This window comes from Methylomagnum ishizawai, assembly GCF_019670005.1.
Classification (GTDB): domain Bacteria; phylum Pseudomonadota; class Gammaproteobacteria; order Methylococcales; family Methylococcaceae; genus Methylomagnum; species Methylomagnum ishizawai.
The window spans coordinates 1320097-1345201 of sequence record NZ_AP019783.1; the positions used below are offsets into that span (position 1 = coordinate 1320097).

Here is a 25105-nt window from a genome sequence, read left to right on the forward strand (position 1 = left end):
GTTCCGGCAGGGTTACTCGGTATACAACTCAAGCTCTGAGCGGATTTTTTCCGGCGCTTTCAAATCGATTTCCACCGTCTCGCCGGCATGGACTTTACGCAAACCTTCGAGCAAAACCTTGTCGTCGTCTTTCAGTCCATCCTTGACGATAAACAAATGTGGTATTTCGGCTTCGATATGGATGAGCCGTTGTTCTAGCTTGCCTTCCGGGGTGACGACATAAACATAGGTTTTATCCAGGATTTCGAAGGTCGCTTTTTGCGGGATCAATAGGGCGTTGGGATAAGGCTTTTCCATCAGGATCGTCCCGGTTTCGCCATGCCGGAGCAGTTTGTCGGGGTTGGAGAAAGTGGCACGGAATTCGATATTGCCGGCGGTATTGTCGAAATCCGCTTCGATGGTCTCGATGGTCCCGGCCTGCTTGAAAATCTGGCCATTGGCCATCCGTAGCCGTACCTGGGTCGGCGCGTCGCCCTGTTTATGGGCGGTATAATCCAGGTATTCCGCTTCCGGGACATTGAAATACACCCATAGTTTGCTGATATCCGAAAGCGTGGTCAGCAAGTCGCCTTCATCGAGGAGGCTGCCGTTCCTTGCGAATAGATGGTCCATGATCCCGTCGAAAGGCGCGTTGATATCGGTGAAACTCAAATGGGTTTCCGCCAATTTCACCTCGGCCTCGGCCTTGTCCAATTTCGCCTTCGCCAAGGCCAATTCATTGGGGGAGACGATCTTTTGATCCGCCAGTCCCTTGGTATTGAGATATTCGATATTCATATTATTCGCTTCGGCTTTCGCCTTCAATAGCTCGGCTTGATAGATATTCGGCATGATTTTGAACATCGGCTGTCCGTGATGTACTATTTGCCCTTCGTCCACGAAAATACTCTGTAAATATCCCCGTTCCAGGGCGCGGACCTCGATATGCCTGATGGCGCGGATTTGGCAGACATATTCTTTGAAAACGGAAGTATTTTCATGGAGGGGTATAGTTGCCTCCAGTTTCGGGGTTTCTTCGTGCTTTTCGGTTTCTTGGGGGTGGCAACCCATCAAAAGGATGCCGATCAAGCTTAGGGCCACGGGTGTTTTGGCAATGTGTTTAGGGTTCATAAGCATGGAATAGGGCGCTTAGGGCAGGAAACTCTGGAGCTGGGGCGGGCGTGGTTTAGCTAGATATGCTGCCGGGGAAAAGTGGGTTTTGGCGGGGGTTGGAGGGCGGCTGTGGTCGGGGTCGGTACGGTTTTGGTGCTTGGGGGTGGTCTGGGCTCCTGGCCCAAGCCCGAGGCTGGTGGTGGTTCGTGGACATACGGATGATGTTTGATTTTGTTAAGTTGTCGGCCATACCGCATCTTCCGTGCCTAAAATAATAAGCTGTTGATATTTAAAATAAAACTTCCATGTCGTCGACGTGGTGGGCGCGGTTGGCTGGTTGTAATCCACCAGAAATATCCGCGCTTCCTTGGGTTTGGGTTGATCTCGCCGTCAGGGCGTGGGTCCTCCGTCCATTGGCGGGCGATGGCGTTGGCCGGAAAGCAAGCACGGCGCGGGACTGGTCCAGGACGGTTTGCGGGAAGCGGCCCAGCGAGCGCAGGGGAGTAGAAGCGGGAAAAGGAAAAGACCGCGTTGGCGGCCTTTTCGATGCGGTCATGCGACGGAATATGGGAGTCCAGCGCTTAGCGCCCGGGGGACCACAGACCACACCACGCATCGGCACCGGATCGGGGCTGTTTTTCCGCGTTGTAGGCCAGGAGGATGGCGCAGCCCATTTCTGGGTCGCCATCGCCGTGGATATCCGCCGTGATGACGTGCTGGGACGGGGGATTGGTTTCTGTTTTGGAAACAGTCTGGCATGGCCGGGCCTATATCCGGCGTTTCCAGGCCCGCCGGTCCCCGTTTCCTCCCTTTCTTGCGACAATCCGCCCCATTTTGGCGCGGGATTTCCCGCTCCGCCGTGCGGGCCGGTTCCGGACGCCGTCTCTTGTGGCCCCCAAATCCCCGTCCCGCCTGGGATTGCCAGCCTTCCCGGCCCGCTTCCCGGTCCAGGCACGCCGCTTGCTAAACCTATATCGCTCTTGGGAGGAAGCTTCCGCAGATTTTAAAGCCCCCGGAACTGCGGGCCACATGGGCTTCCGGCCCCACGAGGCAAAATACCGGGCGGGTTTCTTGCCCTGGGCTTCCTGGTTGCCGACAAGCCCTCCATCGGTCGCAAGCTGGCCCGGCGCAAACCCGCCGCATCGGTTCCGGCCCTATCGATCCGGGCCGGCGCGGGCGGGGCATCTTCGGTAAAATCGCGGTTGGAACCGGCGGGACATCCCGGAACGCCGCCGACTTCCGCAACCCTAAAAGGGATGGGGAACACCGGGTTCCATACCGATCAACTTACCGAAGGAACAAGACCATGAAGGGCGATACCAAAGTCATCGAATACCTGAACAAGGTGCTGACCAACGAACTGACCGCGATCAACCAGTATTTCCTGCATGCGCGGATGTTCAAGAATTGGGGCTTCAGCAAGCTCAACGAGAAGGAGTACCACGAATCCATCGACGAGATGAAGCACGCCGATAAGCTGATTGAGCGCATCCTGTTCCTCGAGGGGCTGCCCAACCTGCAAGACCTCGGCAGGCTCAAGATCGGCGAGCATACCCAGGAAATCCTCCAGTGCGATTTGGCGCTGGAATTGGCGGCGATGCCCCTGCTGCGCGAAGCCATCGCCTATTGCGAGCAGGTGCAGGATTTCGTCACCCGCGAGCTGTTCGAGCATATCCTCGACAGCGAGGAAGAACACGTCGATTGGCTGGAAACCCAGCTGGACCTGATCGCCAAGATCGGCATCCAGAACTACCAGCAATCCATGATGTAAACGATGTTGTAAGCGAAAGGCGCACTCGGGCGGCGATGAGCCGCCCTTTTTTTGGCCGCTTGCCGGGCCTTCCTCCCGTTACCGCGCGCCCGCGCCGTAATTCCTAGCGCCATGCTCGGGAAATCGCCTTACAATAGCCGGTTCCGATTTCCCAGCCCCACGCCCGATGAACACAGCCACCGACCTCTTCTCCTACCGGAAATTCTGGGCCAAACGCTTCGGCGTGGCACCGCAACTGCCCACCTGCCGCGCCGAAATGGACGCGCTGGGTTGGGATGCCTGCGATATCGTGATCGTGACCGGCGATGCCTATGTGGACCATCCCAGCTTCGGCATGGCGATCATCGGGCGGCTGTTGGAGGCGCAGGGCTTCCGGGTCGGCATCCTGGCCCAGCCGGATTGGACTTCGGCGGAGGATTTCAAGCGGTTGGGGCGGCCCAACCTGTTCTTCGGCGTCACCGGCGGCAATATGGATTCCATGGTCAACCGCTATACCTCCGACCGCCGCATCCGTTCCAACGACGCCTACACCCCCGGCGGCGAGGCCGATAAGCGTCCCGACCGCTGCGTGACCGTGTATTCGCACCGTTGCCGCGAGGCGTTCAAGGAGGTGCCCATCGTGCTGGGCGGGATCGAGGCCAGTTTGCGCCGCATCGCCCATTACGATTATTGGTCCGATACGGTGCGGCGTTCGGTGCTGGTGGATGCCAAGGCCGACTTGCTGGTGTATGGCAATGGCGAACGGCAGGTGGTCGAAATCGCCCACCGTTTGGCGGCGGGCACGGCTATCGCCGAGCTCACCGATATCCGCGGCACGGCCTTCCTGCGGAAAACACTGCCCGAAGGCTGGACCGAATTGGATTCCACCCAGGTGGACACGCCCGGCCCGCTGGCCGCGCCGGTCGATCCGTATCAGGAAGCGCCGCCCACCTGCGCCACCGAATCCGCGCCCAAAGCTTCCGGCGTGCTGCGTTTCGAGCGCCGCCGCGCCATCGATCCCGCCCGCACGGTGATCCGCCTGCCCGCGTTCGAGGCGGTGAAGGCGGACACGGTGTTGTATGCCCACGCTTCCCGCGTGCTGCATCAGGAAACCAACCCCGGCAACGCCCGAGCCCTGGTCCAGCGCCATGGCGACCGCGAGGTCTGGATCAATCCGCCGCCCATCCCGCTGACCACCCAGGAAATGGACGGCGTCTACGGCCTGCCGTATTCGCGCCAGCCGCACCCAGCCTACGGTGGCAACAAGATTCCGGCCTTCGAGATGATCCAGCATTCGGTGACGATCATGCGCGGCTGCTTCGGTGGTTGCACCTTTTGCTCGATCACCGAGCATGAGGGCCGCATCATCCAGAACCGCTCGGAAGATTCGATCATCCGCGAACTCGAAGCCATCCGCGACACTTCGCCGGCTTTTACCGGCCATATCTCGGACCTGGGCGGACCCACCGCCAATATGTACCGGCTGGCCTGCAAAGACCCCAAGATCGAAGCGTCCTGCCGCCGCCCCTCCTGCGTCTACCCCGGCATCTGCAAGAACCTCGATACCGACCATGGCCCGCTCATCAAGCTATACCGCCGCGCCCGCGCCTTGCCCGGCATCAAGAAAATCACCATCGGCTCGGGTCTGCGCTACGACTTGGCGGTGGAATCGCCCGAATACGTGAAGGAATTGGTGACGCACCATGTCGGCGGTTATCTCAAGATCGCCCCGGAGCATACCGAAACCGGCCCCTTGTCCAAGATGATGAAGCCGGGGATGGGCACCTACGACCGCTTCAAGGCGCTGTTCGACAAATACTCGAAAGAGGCGGGCAAGGAGCAATACCTGATTCCCTATTTCATCGCCGCCCATCCCGGCACCACCGACCAGGACATGCTGAACCTGGCGCTGTGGCTCAAGCGCAATGGTTTCCGGGCCGACCAGGTGCAGGCGTTCCTGCCTTCGCCGCTGGCGACCGCGACCGCCATGTACCACACCGGCAAGAATCCCCTGCACCGCATTGGCCGCGACAGCGAGGACGTCTATATCCCCAGGAACATGAAGCAGCGCCGTTTGCACAAGGCTTTCCTGCGCTACCACGACGCCGAGAACTGGCCATTGCTGCGCGAAGCCTTGAAACGCATGGGCCGGGCCGATTTGATCGGCAATGGCAAGCACCATCTGGTGCCGAGTTGGCAGCCCGCCGGAACGGGCGTACAGCCGGAAGGGGCGCGGGCCGTGCGTAAGCCCCAGCCGTTCCGCACCCAGCATACGGGCTTGCCGCCCTTGGGGGGCAAGCCCCGCAAGCCGTCAGGGAAGGGGAAAAAGTAGGGGGGAGCCCCGTGCCGACCGGCGGCGGCTACACCGATTCCCGCAACCCATATTTCCGCACCCGGTAGCGCAGGGTCTCCCGCGTGGTGCCCAGGGCGCGGGCGGCGGCGGTGACGTTGCCCTGGTGCCGGTTCAGCGTGGTTTCGATGATGTAGCGGTCCATGTCGTCCAGGTCCATGCTGCCATCGAGCGGGATGAACAGGCCGTCCACGCCGCCTTCGGTCACGGAACGCACCGCCGCCGCGGGTTGGGTGCCGGGCAATTGCAACCATTGCGCCGGGAACACCGGCCCGTCGGCGAACAAAACGCAGCGCTCGACCAGGTTGCGGAGTTCGCGCACATTGCCCGGCCAATCATGGGCGCGGAGCGCGGTCCAGACCTCCTGCGGCACCATCTTCACTTGTTTGCCGGCCTTGGCGTTGATCTCGGCGATGAAGATCGGCACCAACTCCTCCAAATCCTCCTTGACTTCCCGCAGCGGCGGCAAGGCCAGCTTGAACACGCTGAGCCGGTGATAAAGGTCGCCGCGGAATTCGCCGTTCTTGACCATGGTTTCCAGGTCGCGGTGGCTGGCGGCGAGGATTTGCACGTCCACCGCGATTTCCCGCTCCGAACCCAGGCGGCGGAATTTGCGGTCCTCGATGGCTTTCAGCAGCTTGGCCTGCAAGTCCATCGACATCTCGCCGATCTCGTCCAGGAACAAGGTGCCGCCGTCGGCCTGTTCGATCAGGCCGCGATGGCGGCCCGAGGCCCCGGTGAACGCGCCGGCCTCGTGCCCGAACAATTGCGATTCCAGCAGTTCGCGGGGCAGGGCGGCGCAATTGAGTTCCACCAAAGGGCTTTGTCCGCGCTTGCCGCCGTAATGGAGGATGCGCGCCGCCAGCCCCTTGCCGGTGCCGGTTTCCCCGGCGATCACGATGGCGCTGAACGGCACCTTGGTCAGCCGGGCCAGCATTTCCCGCACGTTGCGGGCGGCGGGGCTGCGGCCCACGAAGGCTTCCGGGGAATAGCGCCGGTAGCCGTGTTCGGCCTGCTCGATCAAACGGCGCTGGGCCAGGGCGCTGCGCGAGGCGCTGGCCATCACCAAATCCAGCCGGTCCATCTCGCAGGGTTTTTCCAGGAATTCGTAGGCGCCGAGCCGCAAGGCCCGCACCGAATCCTGCACGCTGCCATAGCCGGTCAGGAACAGCCATTCGCAATGCGGCACCCGGTCCTTGATCTGTTCCATCAGGTCCAGGGCGTTGCCGTCCGGCAGGTTCATATCGGACAGGATCAGCAAGGGTTCGCAGTGCTGGTCCAGCAACAAGCGGCGGGCCTCGGCCAGGCTGCGCACCCATTCGACCTCCCAACCGCCGCGGCGGTAGTGGCGGGTCAGTTCCTGGCCGAGCAGGGTTTCGTCCTCGATAAGCAATAGGCTATTGGGCATGGCGGTCCTCGTGGATGGTTCGGGTGGCTCCGCGGCGGGGCGTCAGAAGCCATACCTCAGGTTCGTTTGCAGGTTGTGGATGAATAAATCGCTTTGGCCTGGGTTCGACACATATTGGCCGAGATAGCCCAGATCGAGGCCGAGGCGGGGGCTGAAGTCGTAGGCCAAGCCCGCCAGGGCGCGGTTTTCGCTGAAGCCGGCCTGGCCGAAAGCGCTGTCGTTGGCATAGACCAACACCTCGTCCCCCAGATAGGCACCCAGGCCGCGCAGCCAGGGCAAGGGGTAGTTGATTTGCAGCGACTGCCTGATGCGGACGCCGACATCCCCGGTGCTTTGGTTGATGCGCTCCTCCAGCCGGAGCCGCGCCGTGACGCGCCCCGCCAACCAAGGCTGGCCGAAACCATAAGCCTGGAAAGGACGGTTTTCCTGGTGCGCGGGCCGGTCCAAGGGATGCGCCCAATCATGCAGGTAGCCAAGCCAAAGGCTCGAATAGGGGGTGAGGTCGTAGCCCACCTGGGCCAACAGCAGGTTCTCGGACAGGCGGATGCCGTCGGGATCGTCGGCCCGCAGCCGGGCTTGGTTTACCACCAGCCAGCGCCAGGGCCGCGCGAAGTGGCCGGATAGGCTCAGCGAACCCGCCGCGCCGAAGATGTTTTCGGTCGGGGCGGCGTGGGCGGCCGCGAAGGACAAGGCCGCGGCCAGGCCGGACAGGGCCGAGCGGGACCGGGGGTTCATGGCCCGGTCCTCCGGGAACGGGCGGGGTCGTGGTTGGCCATGGGGATGCGCCGCGTTGTGGCTGGGCGGGATATTGTCCATGGCGCGGCCTCCCCCGGAAAAGCGCCCCGGCGGCGGGATGCCGGGCCGGACGGGTTGGGCGTTGGGACGGGGCGGTCCTCATGGGGGTGGATGCGGCTCAAAAATTGATGAACAAAGACCCCATGATGAGGTGGTGCATGGTTTCGGCGCTATGGTCGGCGTTGTCGATGTACTGGTTCAGATAACCCAACTCGGTGCGGAAGTTCGGGTTGAAGGTCCAGGCTCCGCCGAGGAAGGCCCGGTTCTGGTCGAAGCCGGATTGGCCGCCGACCGGGGTGCTGTTCAAGCGTATGAAGAACTCGTCCCAGGCCACCAACGCCAGCCGCGGCTCGAACTCGAAGGGGCGCATATAGCGGATCATTTGCCGGGGTCGCACCCGCACCGAGTCGGCGACGATGAAATTGGTCTCCAGCAGGGTCCTGAAGGTGAAGGTGCCGAAATCGGTCGGCAGGACGTAGCGGAAGGCGGGCCACAAATCCTGTTGGGCGTAATAGGGTTTGCCGACGTTCTGGGTGGGCAGGAAGGTATAGCCCATCCACACCGTGGCCCGCTCGCCCAGCGAGTAGCCGAGCGCCACCCGGGCCATGCCCTGGTACCAATGGTCCCAGTTGTCGTCCCAGCGCGACTGGCCTTCCAGCCAGAGGCGGCCTTTTTGCAGGTTGGGATCGATGAAGCCCAGGCTGCCCTCGGCGACCACCTGCGCCCAGGAGCCGCCGTCCTGGGTGAGGTCGTCGGCGCGAGCGGCGGGACTCGCGCCCAGGACGGCGTAGGCGGTGGCGGAGATCATCAGGCTCTTGATGTTGAAATTGGGCATACCTTGGTGTATTGCGACGGTGTGGAGGAAAAAAGTATGGGTTGAGGGTGGTCCAGGCGGGGCGAAGCGGAATCCGCAAGAGGATTCCCCGTATTGCCTCGGTTAAGGGGTTTCGGGGCGCGACGGCTCCGGCATCGTGGGCGGCATGGCTGGCGTGCTTTCGTGCTGGGGCGATGGCCTTCTTTAGCGACTTGCATGCCATGGCCGGGCCGGGCCGATAAGCCTATGAAATCGCGCCGTTTATCGCCGCTTCCCAAGGTCGGGGCCGCTTTGAATCCGGTGGATTGGGACCGGCGATGGTGGATATGAACCTATTTCCGGGGTGGCGGTTGCCGGTAGGGCGATGGGTTAAACTTGGAAGCCGGTCGCGGGTATGGCAGGACGGCCATGCGGGAGGCCGCGCCGCGGCGTCCTGGCGCGCCAGGGTGGGATATTCGAGGCTCCGCGACGGGAGCCGGTTTTATTTAACGCGAGACTTGAATCATGCCGAAGCAACGTGGACGCCTGCGGGCGCTTGCGCTCGGGACCGTTTTGGGCCTGGGAGGATGGGGGATGGCGGACGGTGCCGGAGCCGCCACCTGGACGCCGCTGCGGAACGCCGCGCCCGATAAGGCCGGCACGATGCTGCTGCTGACCGATGGCACGGTCATGGTCCAGCAGAACGGCGCGGGCAATACCGCCCAATGGATGAAACTGTCCCCCGACCCCGGCGGCGGCTATGTCGCCGGGACGTGGTCCAAACTGGCGGCCATGGGCACGCCCCGGCTGTATTTCCCCTCGCATGTGCTGCCGGATGGCCGGGTCTGGGTCTTGGGCGGCGAATACAGCGCCTCCGCGACCGCCGTTCACCTCAACACCGGGGAAATCTACGATCCCGTGGCCGACCGCTGGTCCCCCATCGCCAAGCATCCCCAGGCCTTGTTCGGGGATGTGCCGACCCTGCTGCTGGACGGGGGCAAAATCCTGGCCGGTTCCATCCTGAGTTCGGGCTTTGCCGCGGGCCGCTCCACCTTCCTCTACGATATCGCCAGCAATACCTGGTCGGGCGCGATTCCCAAGGTCCATGCCGATTCCAGCGCCGAGGAATCCTGGGCGCTGATGGGCGATGGCCGGGTGTTGACCTACGATGTCTACAAGAGCAACGCCACGGCGTCCGCCATCGGCGGCGGCATGTACGCCGAGGCGTTCGACCCCGCCCATTACACCGACGGCGATCCCGCGACCCGGCCCTGGGTTTCCATCAGTCCCAGCGACGGCACCGCCTCCGGCACGATCCCTCTGCTGGGGCAGGGCGATGGCGAGATGGGGCCGATCCTGCGCCTATACGATGGTCGGATGTTCCTGATCGGGGCCACGGGCCGCACCGCGTTCTATGCGCCCGATACCCGCACCTGGATGGCCGGACCCAGCGTCCCCGGCGGTTTGGCGGTGAACGACGCGCCCGCCGCCATCCTGCCCAATGGCCATGTGATCCTGGCGGCCGAAGGGGGCGGGGGGCGGCCCTTGTTCGATTTCAATCCCGCCACCCAAGCCATGGCCCGGTTGTCCCTGCCCAGCGCTTTATCGAACGACCTGGGCAATACCGCTTATCAAATCAGGCTGCTGTTGTTGCCGACCGGGCAATTGCTGCTGGCCACGGCGTCCACCCGGCTCTGGGTTTACACGCCGGACGGCACGCCCAAAGCGGCCTACCGTCCCTTGGTGAAGAAACTGGCCGCCCAGGGTTGCGGCAAGTTCACCCTGACCGGCAAGCGCCTCACCGGGCAGTCGGCGGGCGCGGCCTATGGCGACGATGCCGAGATGGACGAGAACTATCCCATCGTCCGGTTCCAGGACGCCGCGGGCGGTGGCTTCTACGCCAAAACCACCCATTGGAGCACCACCCGCATCGCGACCGGCGACGCCCTGGTCACCACCGATTTCAGCCTGCCGGCCGGTTTCGCCGCCGGGAATTATCAGATGACGGTGAGTGCCGCCGGTATCCAATCCCTCGCCACGGCGGTCAATATCACGGCCTCCCAATTGCCGTCCCAGCCCGGTTGTCCCGCCGCCCAATAAGGCATGGCGGGCCGTGGTGGCACTGCATCCGCGAGCCGTTTTCGCGCCAAGGACGGGCCGGTGTTCCAACCGGCCCGTTTTTTTGGCCTGCGGAAAGTGGGATGGTGATGGGTTTTCCAGGATAACCCTGGAAGGCGGAAGGTCATTTATAAGGCTTGGTTATTGATTCAATCATGACAATTTAATTTTCTTTATATACCAGTCCACTTATAGTCTGTTCACTGGATAGGGATGCGGGAGCGGGAGGCTCGGGATGGAAGCCGCCACATAACAACAATCCAAAAAACGAGGAGGAAGGCCGCCATGGCCACGAAGACCTATAGCGCGGGCGTCAAGCAATATCGCGAGACCTACTGGGACCCCGATTACACCCCCGCTGCCACCGATTTGCTCGCGGTGTTCAAGATCACCCCGCAACCGGGCGTGGACCCCGAGGAAGCCGCCGCCGCCGTCGCCTCCGAATCCTCCACCGGCACCTGGACCACGGTCTGGACCGACCTCCTCACCGATCTCGATTATTACAAGGGCCGCGCCTACCGCATCGAGGCCGTGCCCGGCCATCCCGAACAGTTCTACGCCTTCATCGCCTATCCCATCGATTTGTTCGAGGAAGGCTCGGTGGTCAACGTGCTGACTTCCTTGGTCGGCAATGTGTTCGGCTTCAAGGCCGTGCGCGGGCTGAGGCTGGAGGACGTGCATTTCCCCATCGCCTATATCAAGACCTGCGGCGGGCCGCCCCACGGCATCCAGGTCGAGCGCGACATCATGAATGTCTATGGGCGTCCCTTGCTGGGTTGCACCATCAAGCCCAAGCTCGGTTTGTCGGCCAAGAACTATGGCCGCGCCGTGTACGAATGCCTGCGCGGCGGGCTGGATTTCACTAAGGACGACGAGAACGTCAACAGCCAGCCGTTCATGCGCTGGCGGCAACGCTTCGATTTCGTGCAGGAGGCCATCGATAAGGCCGAGGCCGAAACCGGCGAGCGCAAAGGCCATTACCTCAACGTGACCGCGCCCACCCCGGAAGACATGTATAAGCGGGCCGAATACGCCAAGGCCATCGGTTCGCGCATCATCATGCACGATTTCCTCAGCGGCGGTTTCTGCGCCAATACCGGGCTGGCCAATTGGTGCCGCGGGAACGGGATGCTGCTGCACATCCACCGCGCCATGCACGCCGTCATCGACCGCAATCCCAGCCACGGCATCCATTTCCGCGTGCTGGCGAAGGTGCTGCGCCTGTCGGGCGGCGACCATCTCCACACCGGCACCGTGGTCGGCAAACTGGAAGGCGACCGCGCCGCCGTGCTGGGCGTGATCGACCTATTGCGCGAGCGCCATATCAAGGAAGACCGGAGCCGGGGCATTTTCTTCGACCAGGATTGGGGTTCGATGCCCGGCGTGTTCACGGTGGGTTCGGGCGGCATCCATGTTTGGCATATGCCCGCCTTATTGGGGATTTTCGGCGACGACGCGGTATTCCAGTTCGGCGGCGGCACGCTCGGCCATCCTTGGGGCAACGCGGCGGGGGCGGCGGCCAACCGGGTCGCGCTGGAAGCCTGCGTCGCGGCCCGCAACGAAGGCCGCTCCCTGGAACAGGAGGGCCGGGCGGTCCTGCTGGCGGCGGCGGAGCATTCGCCCGAACTCAAGGCCGCTTTGGAGACTTGGAAGGAAATCAAGTTCGAGTTCGACACCGTGGACAAACTCGACGTGGCCCGCCCCTGAGCGCGGAACCCGATCAGCATCGACTAATTTTGATAGCAACGAGGAGCCAAGATATGAGCGAAATCCGGGATTTTTCCCCATCCAGCCGCAAGCTCGGAACCTTTTCCTATCTGAAGGAGATGGAGCCGGAGCGCATCCGCAAGCAGGTCGAGTACATCGTGCGCCGGGGTTGGAATCCGGCGGTGGAGCATAGCGAGCCGGAGAACGCCTTCGATCATTATTGGTATATGTGGAAGCTGCCGCTGTTCGGCGAGACCGATGTGGATAAAATCCTGGCCGAGGCCGCGGCCTGCCGCGCCGCCCATCCCCACAACCATGTGCGCCTGGTCGGCTACGACACCCGCAGGCAATCGCAGGGGGCGGCGCTGGTGGTCTACCGGGGTTTGGCGGCGGCTTGACGGGATTGGGAAGGAGGACCGGGGCGTCGGCCCCGGTGCGTAGGGAAATAAGTGGAGTTGGCCGATAAGCCGGGTTCTGTCTTGGACAGCCATTCATCTGGGACGCGCCTCGCGACGCGCCTCGAGCGACCTACCCGGGAGCCGTGCGGACCACACGTCCGGGTTACCCCGATGCCCCCCTATTTGGTCTTGCTCCGGGTGGGGTTTGCCCTGCCACCGCCGTTGCCGGCCGTGCGGTGCGCTCTTACCGCACCATTTCACCCTTACCCCGCCGGCCCGGAAGGACCGATGGGGCGGTATATTTTCTGTGGCACTTTCCATAGGCTCGCGCCTTCCAGGCATTACCTGGCACCCTGTCCTGTGGAGCCCGGACTTTCCTCCACCCCGAAGGGCAGCGGCTGCCTGGCCGACTCCGCCGCCAAGTCTACCACGAAAAGCGGGGATATCTTGATCCAAGTCAAGAAGTGGCCCAGGGTTTGCCGTTATCCTAACCACCAATGATGAAGCACTGGTTTACAGTGAATTCATTCCCCTACTCCTTGTCCCCCAATTCCGGGTGACATCCACCGAATTTTCGAATCCTCTGGGATGGTGTTGCGGGCTAAGGCATTGCCGAAGCCCGCTTTTTTTTGCCCGCCGCCTGGTTTTCGGAACCCCCACCGCCCCCCCCGAAACCGCCGTTTTTCCCTTCTAACTCAAGGACTCGCCGCGTTGAGGCAGTGGGGCATTTATGTTCTAATACCGGACTGGTTTACCTAAGTCTTAGGATTGCGCCGAGCGAACCTCGCGTTGCGCGGTGTCCGAATTCCGGCCATGTCCGGGACGGCTCCCCGCCTTTCGGCGTGCCTTAAACCGAACGAAATCCTTGCACTCCCCCCTGCGTCTTCCTTGTGAACCATTGCGGGCCGCGATGAGGAGTGGTTTGGCCGTTAATTTGTGCGATCCACAGGCTCACTTATGTTAATCAAAACCAAGAAAGGGTTGAATCTGCCTATCACGGGAGAGCCCGAACAGGCCATTTACGACGACGGTGGCGTTGTAAGTTCCGTGGCGCTGTTGGGGCCGGATTACAACGGATTGAAGCCCACCATGGCTGTCGCCGAGGGCGACCGGGTCAAGTTGGGCGATGTTTTGTTCTCCGAGAAGCAAAACGCCAAGGTGGTCTACACGTCCCCCGGCTGCGGCGTGGTCAAGTCCATCGTCCGTGGCGCGCGCCGCGTGCTGCAAGCCGTCATCGTCGAACTGGACGGCGACGATAGCGTCGAGTTCAGCGCCTACGCCGAATCCGAACTCTCCAATCTGACCGCCGATCAGGTCAAAGATAACCTGCTGGCTTCCGGGCTGTGGACTTCGTTCCGCACCCGTCCCTACAGCAAGGTTCCCGACCCCGATACCGCGCCGCGTTCTATTTTCGTCACTGCTATCGATACCAATCCGTTGGCCGCCAACCCCGACGTGGTCATCGCGGAACGGGCGCAGGATTTCAAGAATGGCTTGACCGTTATCGCCAAACTGACCGAAGGCAAGGTGTTCCTGTGCAAGGCTCCGGGCCAAAGCTTCCCGGCGGGCGAAGTCGGCAAGCTGGAAATCGCCGAATTCGACGGCCCGCATCCGGCGGGTTTGCCCGGCACCCATATCCACCACCTCGATCCGGTCGGCCCGAGCAAGACCGTGTGGCATCTCGATTATCAATCCGTCATCGCCATCGGTGCCTTGTTCACCACGGGCAGTTTGAATGTCGAGCGCGTGGTGTCATTGGCGGGTACTTTGGTCGAGCGTCCGCGCTTGGTGCGGACCCGTTTGGGGGCCAACCTGTCCGATCTGGTCAAAGGCCAATTGGTGGCGGATAAGGAAGCCCGCGTGATTTCTGGTTCCGTGCTGCATGGCCGCAAGGGCGAGGATTGGGCCGATTACCTGGGCCGCTACAGCAACCAAGTCACCGTCATCGAGGAAGGCCGCGCCAGGGATTTCATGGGTTGGATCATTCCTTCCCGCGAGAAGTACTCGTTCCTGAACGTCCTCCTGTCCAGCCTGCCGAAAGAGCGCGGGCGCAAATTCGCCTTCAACACCAACAAACTCGGCAGTCCCCGCGCCATCGTGCCGGTCGGCGTCTACGAAGAAGTCGTGCCGATGGACATCCTGCCGACCCAGTTGCTGCGCTATTTGATCGTGGGCGACACCGATATGGCCCAAGCTTTGGGCTGCCTTGAGTTGGACGAAGAGGACTTGGCGCTTTGCACCTTCGTCGATCCGGGCAAGCATGACTTCGGTTCGGTGCTCAGAAACAATCTCACCCAAATCGAGAAGGAAGGCTAATGTCCAGTACCCGGCAATTTCTAGACAAGCTACACCCGCACTTCGTCAAGGGCGGGAAGTTGGAGAAGCTGTATCCCGTCTACGAGATGGTGGATACCTTCCTCTATAGCCCGCCCGATGTCACCCACGGCTCGGCCCATGTCCGCGATGCGGTGGACCTGAAGCGGGTGATGACCTATGTGTGGATCGCGGCCCTGCCGTGCATGTTGATGGCGATGTTCAACACCGGCTATCAGGCCAACGCCGCCATGCAGGCTTTGGGGCTTACCGAAGTTCCGAATTGGCGCGGTCTGATCCAGAACTTCTTCGGCTTCAATCCGAACAATCCCATTTCCGACCTCGTTCATGGCGCTTTGTATTTCCTGCCGGTCTACATCGTCACCTTGGTGGCGGGTGGTATCTGGGAAGTGTTGTTCGCTGTGGTGCGTAAGCACGATGTCAACGAAGGCTTTTTTGTTTCTTCCATTTTGTTCGCCCTGACCCTGCCGCCGGATATTCCCCTGTGGCAAGTCGCCCTTGGCATTTCCTTCGGCGTGGTCATCGGCAAGGAAATTTTCGGCGGTACCGGCAAGAACTTCTTGAACCCGGCCCTGACGGGCCGCGCTTTCCTCTACTTCGCGTATCCGGCTTCCATGTCGGGCGACGCGGTGTGGACGGCAGTGGACGGCTTCAGCGGCGCGACCGCCTTGGGCGTCGCGGCCATGGGCGGCGTGCAAGGCATCCACGATGCGGGCATTTCCTGGATTCAGACCTTCTTCGGGTTTGAACAGGGCTCCATGGGTGAAACTTCCACCTTTGCTTGCTTGATTGGCGCAGCTTTCTTGCTCTACACCCGCATCGCCAACTACCGCATCATCGCGGGCGTCCTGGTCGGCATGATCGCGACTTCCACCCTGTTGAACATCGTTGGCAGCGATTCCAACGCCATGTTCTCCATGCCGTGGTATTGGCACCTGACCCTGGGCGGTTTCGCCTTCGGCACGGTCTATATGGCCACCGATCCGGTCAGCGCGGCCCAAACTAACACGGGCCGGTGGATTTTCGGTGCCTTGATCGGCTTCATGACCGTCCTGATCCGCGTCGTCAACCCGGCGTTCCCGGAAGGCATCATGTTGGCGATCCTGTTCTCCAACATCTTCGCGCCGCTCATCGATTACGCGGTCATCAAGGCCAATATCGCCCGGAGGGTCAGACGCCATGTCTAATTCGGAAAATCTCAACGCCGCGCCGCCCCTGCCCAAAAGCAAGCTGGCGCAATATATCGAGACGGTGCAGCAGCGGATGCAGCCCATCCTCGACCTGCCCAACGACAGTTTCAAGAAGACGGTGATGGTGGCTTTGTGGCTGTGCCTCGCGGGCGCGGTCGTGGTCGCCGGTTCTGCCGTGTCGCTCAAGCCCTTGCAGGAAAGCAACAAGGCCCGCGACGAGAAGGTCAACATCCTGGAAGTCGCCGACCTGTTGAAGGCCGACACCGATGTGGACGCGGTGTTCAACAACATCGAAACCAAGATCGTGGACCTCGCGACCGGCGACACTGTCGATTCGGTCGATGCCAAGACCTACGATCAATGGAAGGCCGCGAAAGACCCCGGCATGAGCGACGCCATCCCGCCGGAAAAGGACATCGCCAGCATCAAGCGCAAGCCCAAATACGCCAAGGTCTACTTGGTGAAAGAGGGCGGCCAGCTCAAGTCGGTGATCCTGCCGGTCAATGGCTATGGCCTGTGGTCCACCATGTACGGCTTCATTTCCCTGGAAGCGGACGCCCAGACCGTGGTCGGCATGAACCTCTACGACCAGGCCGAAACCCCCGGCCTCGGCGGCGAGGTGGTCAACCCGAAATGGAAAGCCCTGTGGAAAGGCAAGAAGGTCTACAACTTCACCGGCAAGGAACTGCACGAGAGCAACCTGAGCGAAAAGGGCCAGGCCATCGAAATCGGCGAAGTCGCTTTGGGCTTGGTCAAAGGTTCGGTCGAACCCGGCAAGCCCGGTTCCGAATTCCAGGTGGACGCCCTGGCCGGCGCCACCCTCACCAGCCGCGGCGTGAGCAATCTCGTGCAGTACTGGATGGGCAAGGAAGGCTACGGCATCTATCTCGCCAAGCTTAGAAGCGCAAGAGGATAAACCCATGAACCTGAACGCAGAACACAAGAAAGTTCTTGTCGATCCGTTGGTGGACAACAATCCCATCACCTTGCAGGTGTTGGGCATTTGTTCGGCGCTGGCGGTGACTTCCCAATTGTCCACGGCGCTCATCATGAGCTTGGCGCTGACCTCGGTCACGGCTTGCTCCAGCGCCGGGATCGCCTTGATCCGCAACCACATCCCGAGCAGCATCCGCATCATCGCGCAGATGGTCATCATCGCGTCCTTGGTGATCGTGGTGGACCAGATGCTCAAGGCGTTCGCCTATGACATCAGCAAAAAGCTGTCGGTGTTCGTCGGTCTCATCATCACCAACTGTATCGTGATGGGCCGCGCCGAAGCCTATGCTATGAAGAATCCGCCCTGGGAAAGCTTCCTGGACGGCATCGGCAACGGTCTGGGCTACAGCCTGATCCTCGTCACCGTCGCCGTAGTCCGCGAACTGTTCGGCTCCGGCAAATTGCTGGGGTTGGACATCCTGCCCTTGGTCAAGGATGGCGGCTGGTACGTCCCGAACGGCCTGCTGCTGCTGCCGCCCAGCGCCTTCTTCCTGATCGGTTTGATTATCTGGGCGGTGCGTTCCTGGAAGCCGAAGCAGGTCGAAAAGGCCGACTTCGCCATCCAACCGGCCCATGGTCTGGCTCACGGGGAGGCCCATTGATATGGAAGCCTATATCAACCTCTTTATTAAGTCGGTCTTCATCGAGAACATGGCGCTCTCCTTCTTCCTGGGGATGTGCACCTTCATCGCCGTGTCGAAGAAGATCGAAACCGCCGTCGGCCTCGGCATCGCCGTCGTCATCGTGCAAACGCTGACGGTCCCGGCCAACAACGTGATCTATTCCTACCTCCTGAAGGAAAACGCCCTGACCTGGGCGGGCATCCAAGGCGTGGACCTGTCGTTCATCGCCCTGATGGCCTGTATCGGCGTGATCGCGGCCATCGTGCAAATCCTGGAAATGGTGCTGGATAAGTTCTTCCCCGCGCTCTACAACGCGCTGGGCATCTTCCTCCCGCTCATCACCGTGAACTGCGCGATCCTGGCCGGCAGCCTCTTCATGATCGAGCGCGATTACAACTTCAAGGAAAGCGTGGTGTACGGCGTCGGCAGCGGCTTCGGCTGGGCCTTGGCCATCGTGCTGATGGCCGGTGTGCGCGAAAAGCTGAAATACAGCGACGTGCCCGCCGGTTTGCGCGGTCTGGGCATCACGTTCATCACCGCGGGGCTGATGGCCTTGGGCTTCATGGCCTTCTCCGGTATTCAGCTATAAGGCGGGGCGGAAACGATGTTGGAAATTATCCTGGGTGTATTGTTTTTCACGGTGATCGTGATCGCCTTGGTCTTCGTCATTTTGGGGGCGAAATCCAAGCTGGTCGCGGAAGGCTCCGTGGAAGTTGTGATTAACGACGAGAAGAAAATCCAAGTGCCCATCGGTGCCAAGCTGCTGACCGGGCTCGCGGATGCCAACCTGTTCGTGTCCTCCGCCTGTGGCGGCGGCGGCACTTGCGGCCAGTGCAAGGTGAAGGTGCATGAAGGCGGCGGCGATATCCTGCCGACCGAGCTTTCGCACATCTCCAAGCGCGAGGCGAAGGATGGCGACCGTCTGGCTTGTCAGGTCACGGTCAAGCAGAACATGAAGATCCACGTCCACGACGATGTGTTCGGCGTCAAGAAGTGGGAAACCACGGTGCGTTCGAACCACAACGTGGCGACCTTCATCAAGGAACTGGTGCTGGAACTGCCGAAGGGCCAAACCGTGGACTTCCGCGCGGGTGGCTACATCCAAATCGAATGTCCGCCCTACCATGCGAAGTTCAAGGACTTCGCGGTGGAAGAGCGCTTCCACGAGGATTGGGACAAGTACAACATTTGGCGCTACGAGTCCGTGGTCAAGGAACCGGCCATCCGCGCCTATTCCATGGCCAACTACCCGGAAGAAAGCGATATCATCATGCTCAACGTGCGTATCGCCACGCCGCCTCCGGGCCGCGACGAGATCCCGCCGGGCATCATGTCGTCCTATATCTTCAACCTGAAGCCGGGCGACAAGGTCACCATCTCCGGGCCGTTCGGCGAATTCTTCGCCCGCGAGACCGACAAGGAAATGGTGTTCGTCGGCGGTGGCGCGGGTATGGCCCCGATGCGTTCGCACATCTTCGACCAGCTGCGCCGCATCAAGACCAAGCGCAAGATAACCTTCTGGTACGGTGCCCGCAGCTTGCGCGAAATGTTCTACGTGGACGATTTCAACACCTTGCAGGCCGAGAACGAGAACTTCACCTGGCATATCGCGCTGTCCGAGCCGAAGCCGGAGGACAACTGGACCGGCTACACCGGGTTCATCCATAACGTCCTGTTCGAGAACTACATCAAGAACCACCCGGCACCGGAAGACTGCGAGTACTACATGTGCGGCCCGCCCATGATGAACTCCGCCGTCATCAAGATGCTGGTGGATAACGGCGTGGACCGCGAAAACATCATGCTGGACGACTTCGGCGGCTAATTCCCACCGGGTCCGATGGCTTGAGGAAGCGGAGGGTGTTTCGGCACCCTCCGCTTTTATTTTTTGGGAAAAGGAGTAAATTCCTCGTCCCATTCCATCCACCCCAAATACCGATATTTTCCGAGGATCGATCATGGCTATCTTCCTGGTTACTTTCGTCATCATCGCCGTGGTGATCGCGCTCATGGCCATCGGCGTCATGTTTGGCCGCGCCGCCATCAAAGGTTCTTGCGGCGGGGTCAACAGCGATTGCGCCTGCGCCACCAAGTGCGACAAGCGGCTGAAATGGGAGGCCGAACAAACCAAGCTGGCCGCCCAGGAATAGCCGGCGACGGCGGCGGGTCCGGCGCCGCGCTCCATTCCACCCGCCCACGATCCGCCGCTGCGTGACCCATAGCGGCCCAAGAACAAGAAGGAGCAGGAACCATGTTGGCGAACATCGGCGTGCGCGAGCACATGACCGCGAATCCTTTGGTATTCAGCCCGGAGTTGGACGTATTCGAAGCGATACGCCAGCTCATCGACCATAAAATCACCGGAGCGCCGGTGGTGGACGCCAAGGGCAAGCTGGTGGGGGTGTTTTCGGAACTGGATTGTATGAAGCTGGCGGTGGAGGCGTCCTATCACGAGGGGATGCCGGGCAAGGTGGGCGATAACATGACCACCGATTTCAAAGCGGTCGGCGGCGATACCAGCATCCTCGAAGCCGCCGAAATCTTCGCCAAAAGCCCCTTGCGCAACCTGCCCGTGGTGGATGGGAGCCATGTGGTGGGTATCCTCAGCCGGGTGGACGTGCTGAAAGCGGTCATCAAAATCTGGTGAGCCCCTGCCCGTGACCGCCACCTTCTACTGGTACGACTACGAAACCTTCGGGGCCGATCCGCGGGTGGATCGCCCCGCCCAATTCGCCGGACTCCGCACCGACGCCGATCTGAATCCCATCGCCGCGCCCTTGGTGCGGTATTGCCGCCCCGCCCCGGATTGCCTGCCCCATCCCGACGCCTGCCTGATTACCGGCATCACGCCGCAAGTCGCCCGGCGCGAGGGTCTGCCCGAAGCCGAATTCATCGCCGAAATCAACGCCGAGTTCTCGCTGCCCGGCACCTGCGTGGCCGGGTTCAACAATCTGCGCTTCGACGACGAAGTGACCCGCCACAGCCTCTACCGCAATCTGCTCGATCCCTACGCCCGCGAATGGCGCAACGGCAATTCCCGCTGGGATATAATCGACCCGCTACGATTGGCCCGCGCCTTGCGCCCCGAAGGCATCGTCTGGCCCGACGACGCCACCACCGGACGCCCCAGTTTCCGCTTGCAGGCGCTGACCGCGGCCAATGGCATCGCCCATGACGATGCCCACGACGCGCTGGCCGATGTCCAGGCCACCATTGCCATGGCCCGCTTGCTGCGCGAACGCCAGCCCAGGCTGTTCCGGTTCTTGCTGGACCACCGGAGCAAACAGAAAGCCGCCGATTTGCTGGGCTTGGGCAAGCTGACGCCGGTGATCCACGCTTCCGAGAAATTCCCCGCCGAGCGCCATTGCATCGGCGTCGTGGTGGCTTTGGCGCGGCATCCGGTCCATCCGAATGGCATCGTGGTCTACGATCTCGCCTTCGATCCCACGCCGCTGCTGACGCTGGACGCCGCCACCCTGCGCCAGCGCCTTTATACCCCGGTGGCCGATTTGCCCGCGGGGGTCGAGCGCCTGCACCTCAAGACCGTGCATATCAATAAATGCCCGGTCCTCGCACCATTGCAAACGATGCGACCCCAGGATGGCGAGCGTTTGGGCTTGGATATGCGGCGCTGTCTCGAACATCTGGACATGCTGCGCGGCGCTCCCGACCTCGCGGCCAAGGTCCAGCAGATCGTGGGCGGCGAACGGGAAGAAGTCCTGGCCGACGTCGCCACCGACCCCGACACAATGCTCTACGGCGGCGGTTTTTTCAGCGACCGCGACCGGGCCACGCTGGATTATCTGCGCGGCCTGCCGCCCGCCGAATTGGGCCGGGCCAGGCCGGTGTTCGAGGATGAACGCCTGCCGGAAATGCTGTTCCGCTACCGGGCGCGGAATTACCCGGAAACCCTCGACGCCACCGAAACCGCCCGCTGGGAAAGCTTCCGCCGCGGACGCCTGCGGGCCGCCCAAGGCGCTTATGAAGCCCGGTTGCGGGAATTGGAAGCCGGGCCGGACGCGGGGCCGGAACATCGGCGGGTGCTGGCCGAACTCGCGGCCTACCTCCGGGAAATCCTCCCTTAATCGGCTGGCGGGTTTGCCTTATACTTCCGCGCTTTGTTCGCCACAACTCTTGGGAGATATTGATGAAAAAGCTGTTGTCCATCGTCGCCGCCGGTTCCTTGTTGTGGGCGGGTCTGGCCGAAGCCCATGGCCCCACCCGCCAGAAGATGGTGGAAACCATCGAGATCAACGCCGCGCCGGAAGCCGTGTGGGCCTTGGTCGGCGATTATGCCCATCCCGAAAAATGGATGCCCCCGGTGGAAAGCACCACGACCACCAGCGGCAATGAAAAAGGCTCGGTCCGCGAATTGCACATCAAATCCGGCGGCACCTTGAAAGAAGAACTCAAGGACATCGACGCCGCCAAGATGAGCCTCAAGTACAAGGCCATCGACCCGACCGATCCCAAAGTCCTGCCGGTCAACAACTACGCCTCCGAAATCAGCGTCGAAGCCAACGGCGCGGGCGGCAGCAAGGTGGAGTGGAAAGGGGCCTATTACCGCTGGTTCCTGAACAACAACCCGCCCGAAGGCGAGAACGAAGAAGCCGCCAACAGCGTGGTCGGCAAGATCTACAAGGACAGCCTCGCCAACCTGAAAGCCCTGGTCGAAAAGAAATAAGCGGCCATGTTCGCGCTCGGCGAAAAATCCCTGCAAGCGGCGGCCTTGGCCGCCGCTTGCTTTTGCGCGGGTGGCGGTGCGGCGGCGGCACCGTTCGCCTATATCACCAACCAGAAGGACGATTCCGTCTCGGTCATCGACACCGCCAGCGGCCAGGTGGTGAAAACCCTCGCCGTCGGCGGGCAACCGGCGGGCGTGGCGACCAGCCGCGATGGCGCGGTGGTCGCCATCAGCAATCCGGCCGGCAAGCAAATCACCCTCATCGACGGGCGCGCCCAATCCGTGTGGGCCTCCCTTCCCGTGGGCGAGGGACCGTTGGGGCTGGCCATGGATGCGCGGGGTGGCCGGGTGTTCGTCGCCGATTTCTACGAGAACTACCTGTCGGTGCTGGACGTGGCGGAGCAACGGGTCGTTAAGCGGATTCCCGTGGGCAGCCATCCCGCCGGCGTGCTGGTCGACCCCGATGGCGCGAAAATCTACGTGGCGAACCGCGACGACGATTCGGTGTCCGCCATCGACGCCGCCACGCTGGAAGTGGGGAAGACCGTGCGGGTCGGCAAACACCCGTTCGGCCTTTTGGTGGTCGGCAAGCACCTGTTCGCGGCCAATGTGGAAGGCAACGATGTGTCGGTGGTCGATACCGGGCGCATGGAAGTGGTGAAGCACATCCCGGTGGGCGACCGGCCTTATGCCTTGGCCGCGGCCCTGGGCGGCTCGCGGGTGTTCGTGACCAACCAGTACGACAACACCCTGTCGGTGATCGATACCCGGAAGCTGGAAACCGTGGCCAGCGTCAAGGTCGGCGAATACCCGGAAGGCATCGCCTCGCACCCGGACGACCGCCATGTCTATGTCGCCAACTGGTTCAACAACACGGTGTCGGTGGTCGATGCCCAAAACCTCAAGGTCGAGAAAACCATCCTGACCGGCGATGGCAGCCGGGCGTTCGGGCAGTTCATACCGTTGGGGGAGGCGACGGCGCGTTAGGGCCGCGTTGGATCCAGGCCGGTCCGGTGGTCTGTTGACAGGGATGGAATAATTGTTTAGAGTCGATACTATAATTGGTCGGGGCTGGTTTTCCGGCCCCCGCATAAAATAAATCCAGCGGCCATGGCCGGACCCACTTTGCGCGAGGTTTTTTGTCCCCATGAATAAAGCGATCCTATTTGGCATCGCGGCGGCCCTGTTCGGGGCTGGCGCGGCATCCGCCACCGAATTCACCGCCGCCGACCCACAACGCGCCGAGCAAATCTTCAACGACAACTGCGCGAGCTGCCATGGCCACGACCTGGGCGGCTACCTCGCCCCGCCCTTGAACCAGGACCGGCTCAAGGGCCGCAGCCCCACCAGCCTCCGCAGCCTTATCATGGCCGGGTCGTTCGACACCCTGATGCCGCCCTTCTACGGCAAGCTGTCCGACGAAGACATCCGGCTGGTGGTCAACCGCATCCTCAACACGCCCAAGCTCGACCCGCAATGGACCCTGGACGACATCAAGAAGTCGCTGAAGGTCCATGTCGCCGACGAGTCCACCCTGCCCGACAAACCCGGCTACGCTATCGACAACATGGACGACCTGATCGGCGTCGCCGCCCGCGGCCGCTATGGCCGGGGCGAAGGCTCCAAAGCGGTGTTCATCAACAGCGCCACCAACACCCAGGTCGGCGAAGTACCCACCCGAACCGCCGCCCATATCATCGAATTCAATCCGGTCAATCCGCGCTGGGCCTACGTCAAGACCGACACCGCCGAGGTCTACAAGGTCGATCTCTATTCCATGAAGATCGTGCGCGAAATCAAGACCGGCCTCAACGGCCCGGCCCTGGGCGTGTCGCGCGATGGCAAATACCTGATGGCGGGTTCCTTCGTGCCGCATTTCGCCGTGCTGCTGGACGCCAACACCTTGGAACCGCTGAAATATTTCAAGCTGGAAGGCACCGACCCGGACGGCAAGTTCGTCACCTCCGATTCCGGCATGATCACCGGCACGCCCTATGCCGATATCTTCGCCATCGCCCTGGAAAACGCCGGGCAGGTCTGGGTGGTGGACCTCACCCAGCCGGATTTCCCCGTCACCCAGATTCCCAACGTGGGCCGCCATTTGCACGACGCCTTCCTCTCCCATGGCGGACGCAAACTGATGGTCGCCTCCTACGACGACAGCATCGTCGCCGCCATCGACCTCGCCGATAAGAAAGTGCTGGCCAAGCTGCCCGCCGGTTGCGTGCCCCATGTCGGCGGCGGCTCGGTGGTGCAGGTGAATGGCCGGACCCTGGGCTTCGGCACCAACTTCGGCGACTGCGCCAAGGAAGTGGTCAGCGTGTGGGATTTGGACAAGATGGAAGTGGTGAAGCAGGTGCCGGTCTCGGGCGGCACCGAATCCCCGGCGGCGCACTACAACGCGCCCTATGTGGCGGTGGATATCATCAGCAAGGACCGCCGCGCCCGCACCATCCAGTTGATCGACAAGAACACCCTGGAAGTCGCCAAGACCTTGGACGTGGGCGGCCATGCCTATTTCCCGGAATATAACGCCAAGGGCGACCGGCTCTATGTCAGCGCGGGCTATAACGGCGACGAGGTGGTGGCTTTCGATTCCAAGACCCTGGAACGGGTGGCGTCCTTCCCCATGCAAAGCCCGGCGGGCATCTTCTCCCGCGCCCGCGCCAAATTCATGACCCGTGGCCTATCGCCGGAAGCGGTGCAGGCCGATTTGGCGAAAGCCCAATAAGTGAAAACCGTGGGAGCGGGCTAAAACCCTCTCCCGCACAACAGGGGGATCAACCTATGAAATGTTTAGCCATAACAACACTTATGGCCCTGCTATTCAGCGCCGGGACCGCTAATGCCATCAATTCGGAGGCAAT

Annotated in this window: 21 protein-coding genes and 1 other RNA gene; 17 read left to right on the forward strand and 5 right to left on the reverse strand. The window is 61.9% G+C overall.

Annotation, left to right across the window (positions count from 1 at the left end; all coding sequences use genetic code 11):
- Positions 1–12: 12 nt before the first annotated feature.
- Positions 13–1050 carry an efflux RND transporter periplasmic adaptor subunit gene (locus K5658_RS06065; protein ID WP_246628579.1) on the reverse strand — a complete coding sequence of 346 codons (1038 nt, stop codon included), beginning with the start codon at positions 1048–1050 and terminating at the stop codon, positions 13–15.
- A gap of 1348 nt (positions 1051–2398) precedes the next feature.
- On the opposite strand from K5658_RS06065, the gene bfr reads away from it, so the two are divergent.
- The gene (bfr, locus tag K5658_RS06070) at positions 2399–2863 is read left to right on the forward strand and encodes a bacterioferritin (protein ID WP_221066075.1); all 465 of its coding nucleotides are present in this window, start codon (positions 2399–2401) and stop codon (positions 2861–2863) included.
- Between the two features lie 166 nt (positions 2864–3029).
- The gene (locus K5658_RS06075) at positions 3030–5174 is read left to right on the forward strand and encodes a YgiQ family radical SAM protein (RefSeq protein ID WP_221066076.1); all 2145 of its coding nucleotides are present in this window, start codon (positions 3030–3032) and stop codon (positions 5172–5174) included.
- 28 nt (positions 5175–5202) lie between these two features.
- Here the strand turns inward: K5658_RS06075 and K5658_RS06080 are convergent, their stop codons facing one another.
- The 3 genes from K5658_RS06080 to K5658_RS06090 form a co-directional block, all read right to left on the reverse strand.
- Positions 5203–6600 (reverse strand): sigma-54-dependent transcriptional regulator, encoded by a 1398-nt coding sequence (locus tag K5658_RS06080; RefSeq protein WP_221066077.1) that lies wholly within the window; start codon positions 6598–6600, stop codon positions 5203–5205.
- A gap of 42 nt (positions 6601–6642) precedes the next feature.
- Positions 6643–7335, reverse strand: coding sequence for a DUF2490 domain-containing protein (locus K5658_RS06085; protein WP_221066078.1), 693 nt, complete (start codon positions 7333–7335; stop codon positions 6643–6645).
- Positions 7336–7513: 178 nt separating this feature from the next.
- Positions 7514–8230, reverse strand: a complete 717-nt coding sequence (locus K5658_RS06090; protein WP_343223297.1) for a DUF2490 domain-containing protein — start codon at positions 8228–8230, stop codon at positions 7514–7516.
- 483 nt (positions 8231–8713) lie between these two features.
- Here K5658_RS06090 and K5658_RS06095 point away from each other — a divergent pair, with 483 nt between their 5' ends.
- The 3 genes from K5658_RS06095 to K5658_RS06105 all read left to right on the forward strand — a co-directional run bounded on the left by K5658_RS06095 (position 8714) and on the right by K5658_RS06105 (position 12411).
- A complete protein-coding gene (locus K5658_RS06095; RefSeq protein ID WP_221066079.1) occupies positions 8714–10288 on the forward strand; it encodes a Kelch repeat-containing protein in 1575 nt (524 codons plus the stop codon).
- A 303-nt stretch (positions 10289–10591) separates the two neighbouring features.
- Entirely contained in the window at positions 10592–12013 is a 1422-nt protein-coding gene (locus tag K5658_RS06100) for a form I ribulose bisphosphate carboxylase large subunit (protein ID WP_221066080.1), read from the forward strand.
- Positions 12014–12066: 53 nt separating this feature from the next.
- A complete protein-coding gene (locus tag K5658_RS06105; protein ID WP_085212022.1) occupies positions 12067–12411 on the forward strand; it encodes a ribulose bisphosphate carboxylase small subunit in 345 nt (114 codons plus the stop codon).
- 49 nt (positions 12412–12460) lie between these two features.
- Here K5658_RS06105 and rnpB read toward each other — a convergent pair.
- Positions 12461–12825, reverse strand: an RNA gene (gene rnpB, locus K5658_RS06110) — RNase P RNA component class A.
- A 543-nt stretch (positions 12826–13368) separates the two neighbouring features.
- On the opposite strand from rnpB, the gene K5658_RS06115 reads away from it, so the two are divergent.
- From K5658_RS06115 to K5658_RS06170, 12 genes are all read left to right on the forward strand, one after another.
- On the forward strand, positions 13369–14727 hold the full coding sequence (locus K5658_RS06115; RefSeq protein ID WP_221066081.1) for a Na(+)-translocating NADH-quinone reductase subunit A: 1359 nt from the start codon (positions 13369–13371) through the stop codon (positions 14725–14727).
- Positions 14727–15932 (forward strand): NADH:ubiquinone reductase (Na(+)-transporting) subunit B, encoded by a 1206-nt coding sequence (locus K5658_RS06120; RefSeq protein WP_221066082.1) that lies wholly within the window; start codon positions 14727–14729, stop codon positions 15930–15932. Before K5658_RS06115 ends, K5658_RS06120 begins: the two co-directional genes overlap by 1 nt.
- Before the next feature lie 76 nt (positions 15933–16008).
- Positions 16009–16851 (forward strand): Na(+)-translocating NADH-quinone reductase subunit C, encoded by an 843-nt coding sequence (locus K5658_RS06125; protein WP_221066913.1) that lies wholly within the window; start codon positions 16009–16011, stop codon positions 16849–16851.
- A gap of 4 nt (positions 16852–16855) precedes the next feature.
- Positions 16856–17533, forward strand: coding sequence for an NADH:ubiquinone reductase (Na(+)-transporting) subunit D (locus tag K5658_RS06130; RefSeq protein ID WP_221066083.1), 678 nt, complete (start codon positions 16856–16858; stop codon positions 17531–17533).
- A 1-nt stretch (position 17534) separates the two neighbouring features.
- Positions 17535–18143 carry an NADH:ubiquinone reductase (Na(+)-transporting) subunit E gene (nqrE, locus tag K5658_RS06135; RefSeq protein WP_085212033.1) on the forward strand — a complete coding sequence of 203 codons (609 nt, stop codon included), beginning with the start codon at positions 17535–17537 and terminating at the stop codon, positions 18141–18143.
- A 15-nt stretch (positions 18144–18158) separates the two neighbouring features.
- Positions 18159–19379 (forward strand): NADH:ubiquinone reductase (Na(+)-transporting) subunit F, encoded by a 1221-nt coding sequence (gene nqrF, locus K5658_RS06140; protein ID WP_221066084.1) that lies wholly within the window; start codon positions 18159–18161, stop codon positions 19377–19379.
- Positions 19380–19512: 133 nt separating this feature from the next.
- On the forward strand, positions 19513–19704 hold the full coding sequence (gene nqrM / locus K5658_RS06145; RefSeq protein WP_221066085.1) for a (Na+)-NQR maturation NqrM: 192 nt from the start codon (positions 19513–19515) through the stop codon (positions 19702–19704).
- Positions 19705–19805: 101 nt separating this feature from the next.
- Positions 19806–20201 carry a CBS domain-containing protein gene (locus K5658_RS06150; RefSeq protein ID WP_221066086.1) on the forward strand — a complete coding sequence of 132 codons (396 nt, stop codon included), beginning with the start codon at positions 19806–19808 and terminating at the stop codon, positions 20199–20201.
- Between the two features lie 10 nt (positions 20202–20211).
- Complete coding sequence (gene sbcB / locus K5658_RS06155) at positions 20212–21639, forward strand: exodeoxyribonuclease I (protein WP_221066087.1); 1428 nt, start codon at positions 20212–20214, stop codon at positions 21637–21639.
- A gap of 62 nt (positions 21640–21701) precedes the next feature.
- Positions 21702–22238: an SRPBCC family protein gene (locus K5658_RS06160; protein WP_221066088.1), complete on the forward strand. Its 537-nt coding sequence runs from the start codon at positions 21702–21704 to the stop codon at positions 22236–22238.
- Positions 22239–22244: 6 nt separating this feature from the next.
- Complete coding sequence (locus tag K5658_RS06165) at positions 22245–23225, forward strand: YncE family protein (protein WP_221066089.1); 981 nt, start codon at positions 22245–22247, stop codon at positions 23223–23225.
- 160 nt (positions 23226–23385) lie between these two features.
- Entirely contained in the window at positions 23386–24969 is a 1584-nt protein-coding gene (locus K5658_RS06170; protein ID WP_221066090.1) for a nitrite reductase, read from the forward strand.
- Positions 24970–25105 lie beyond the last annotated feature (136 nt).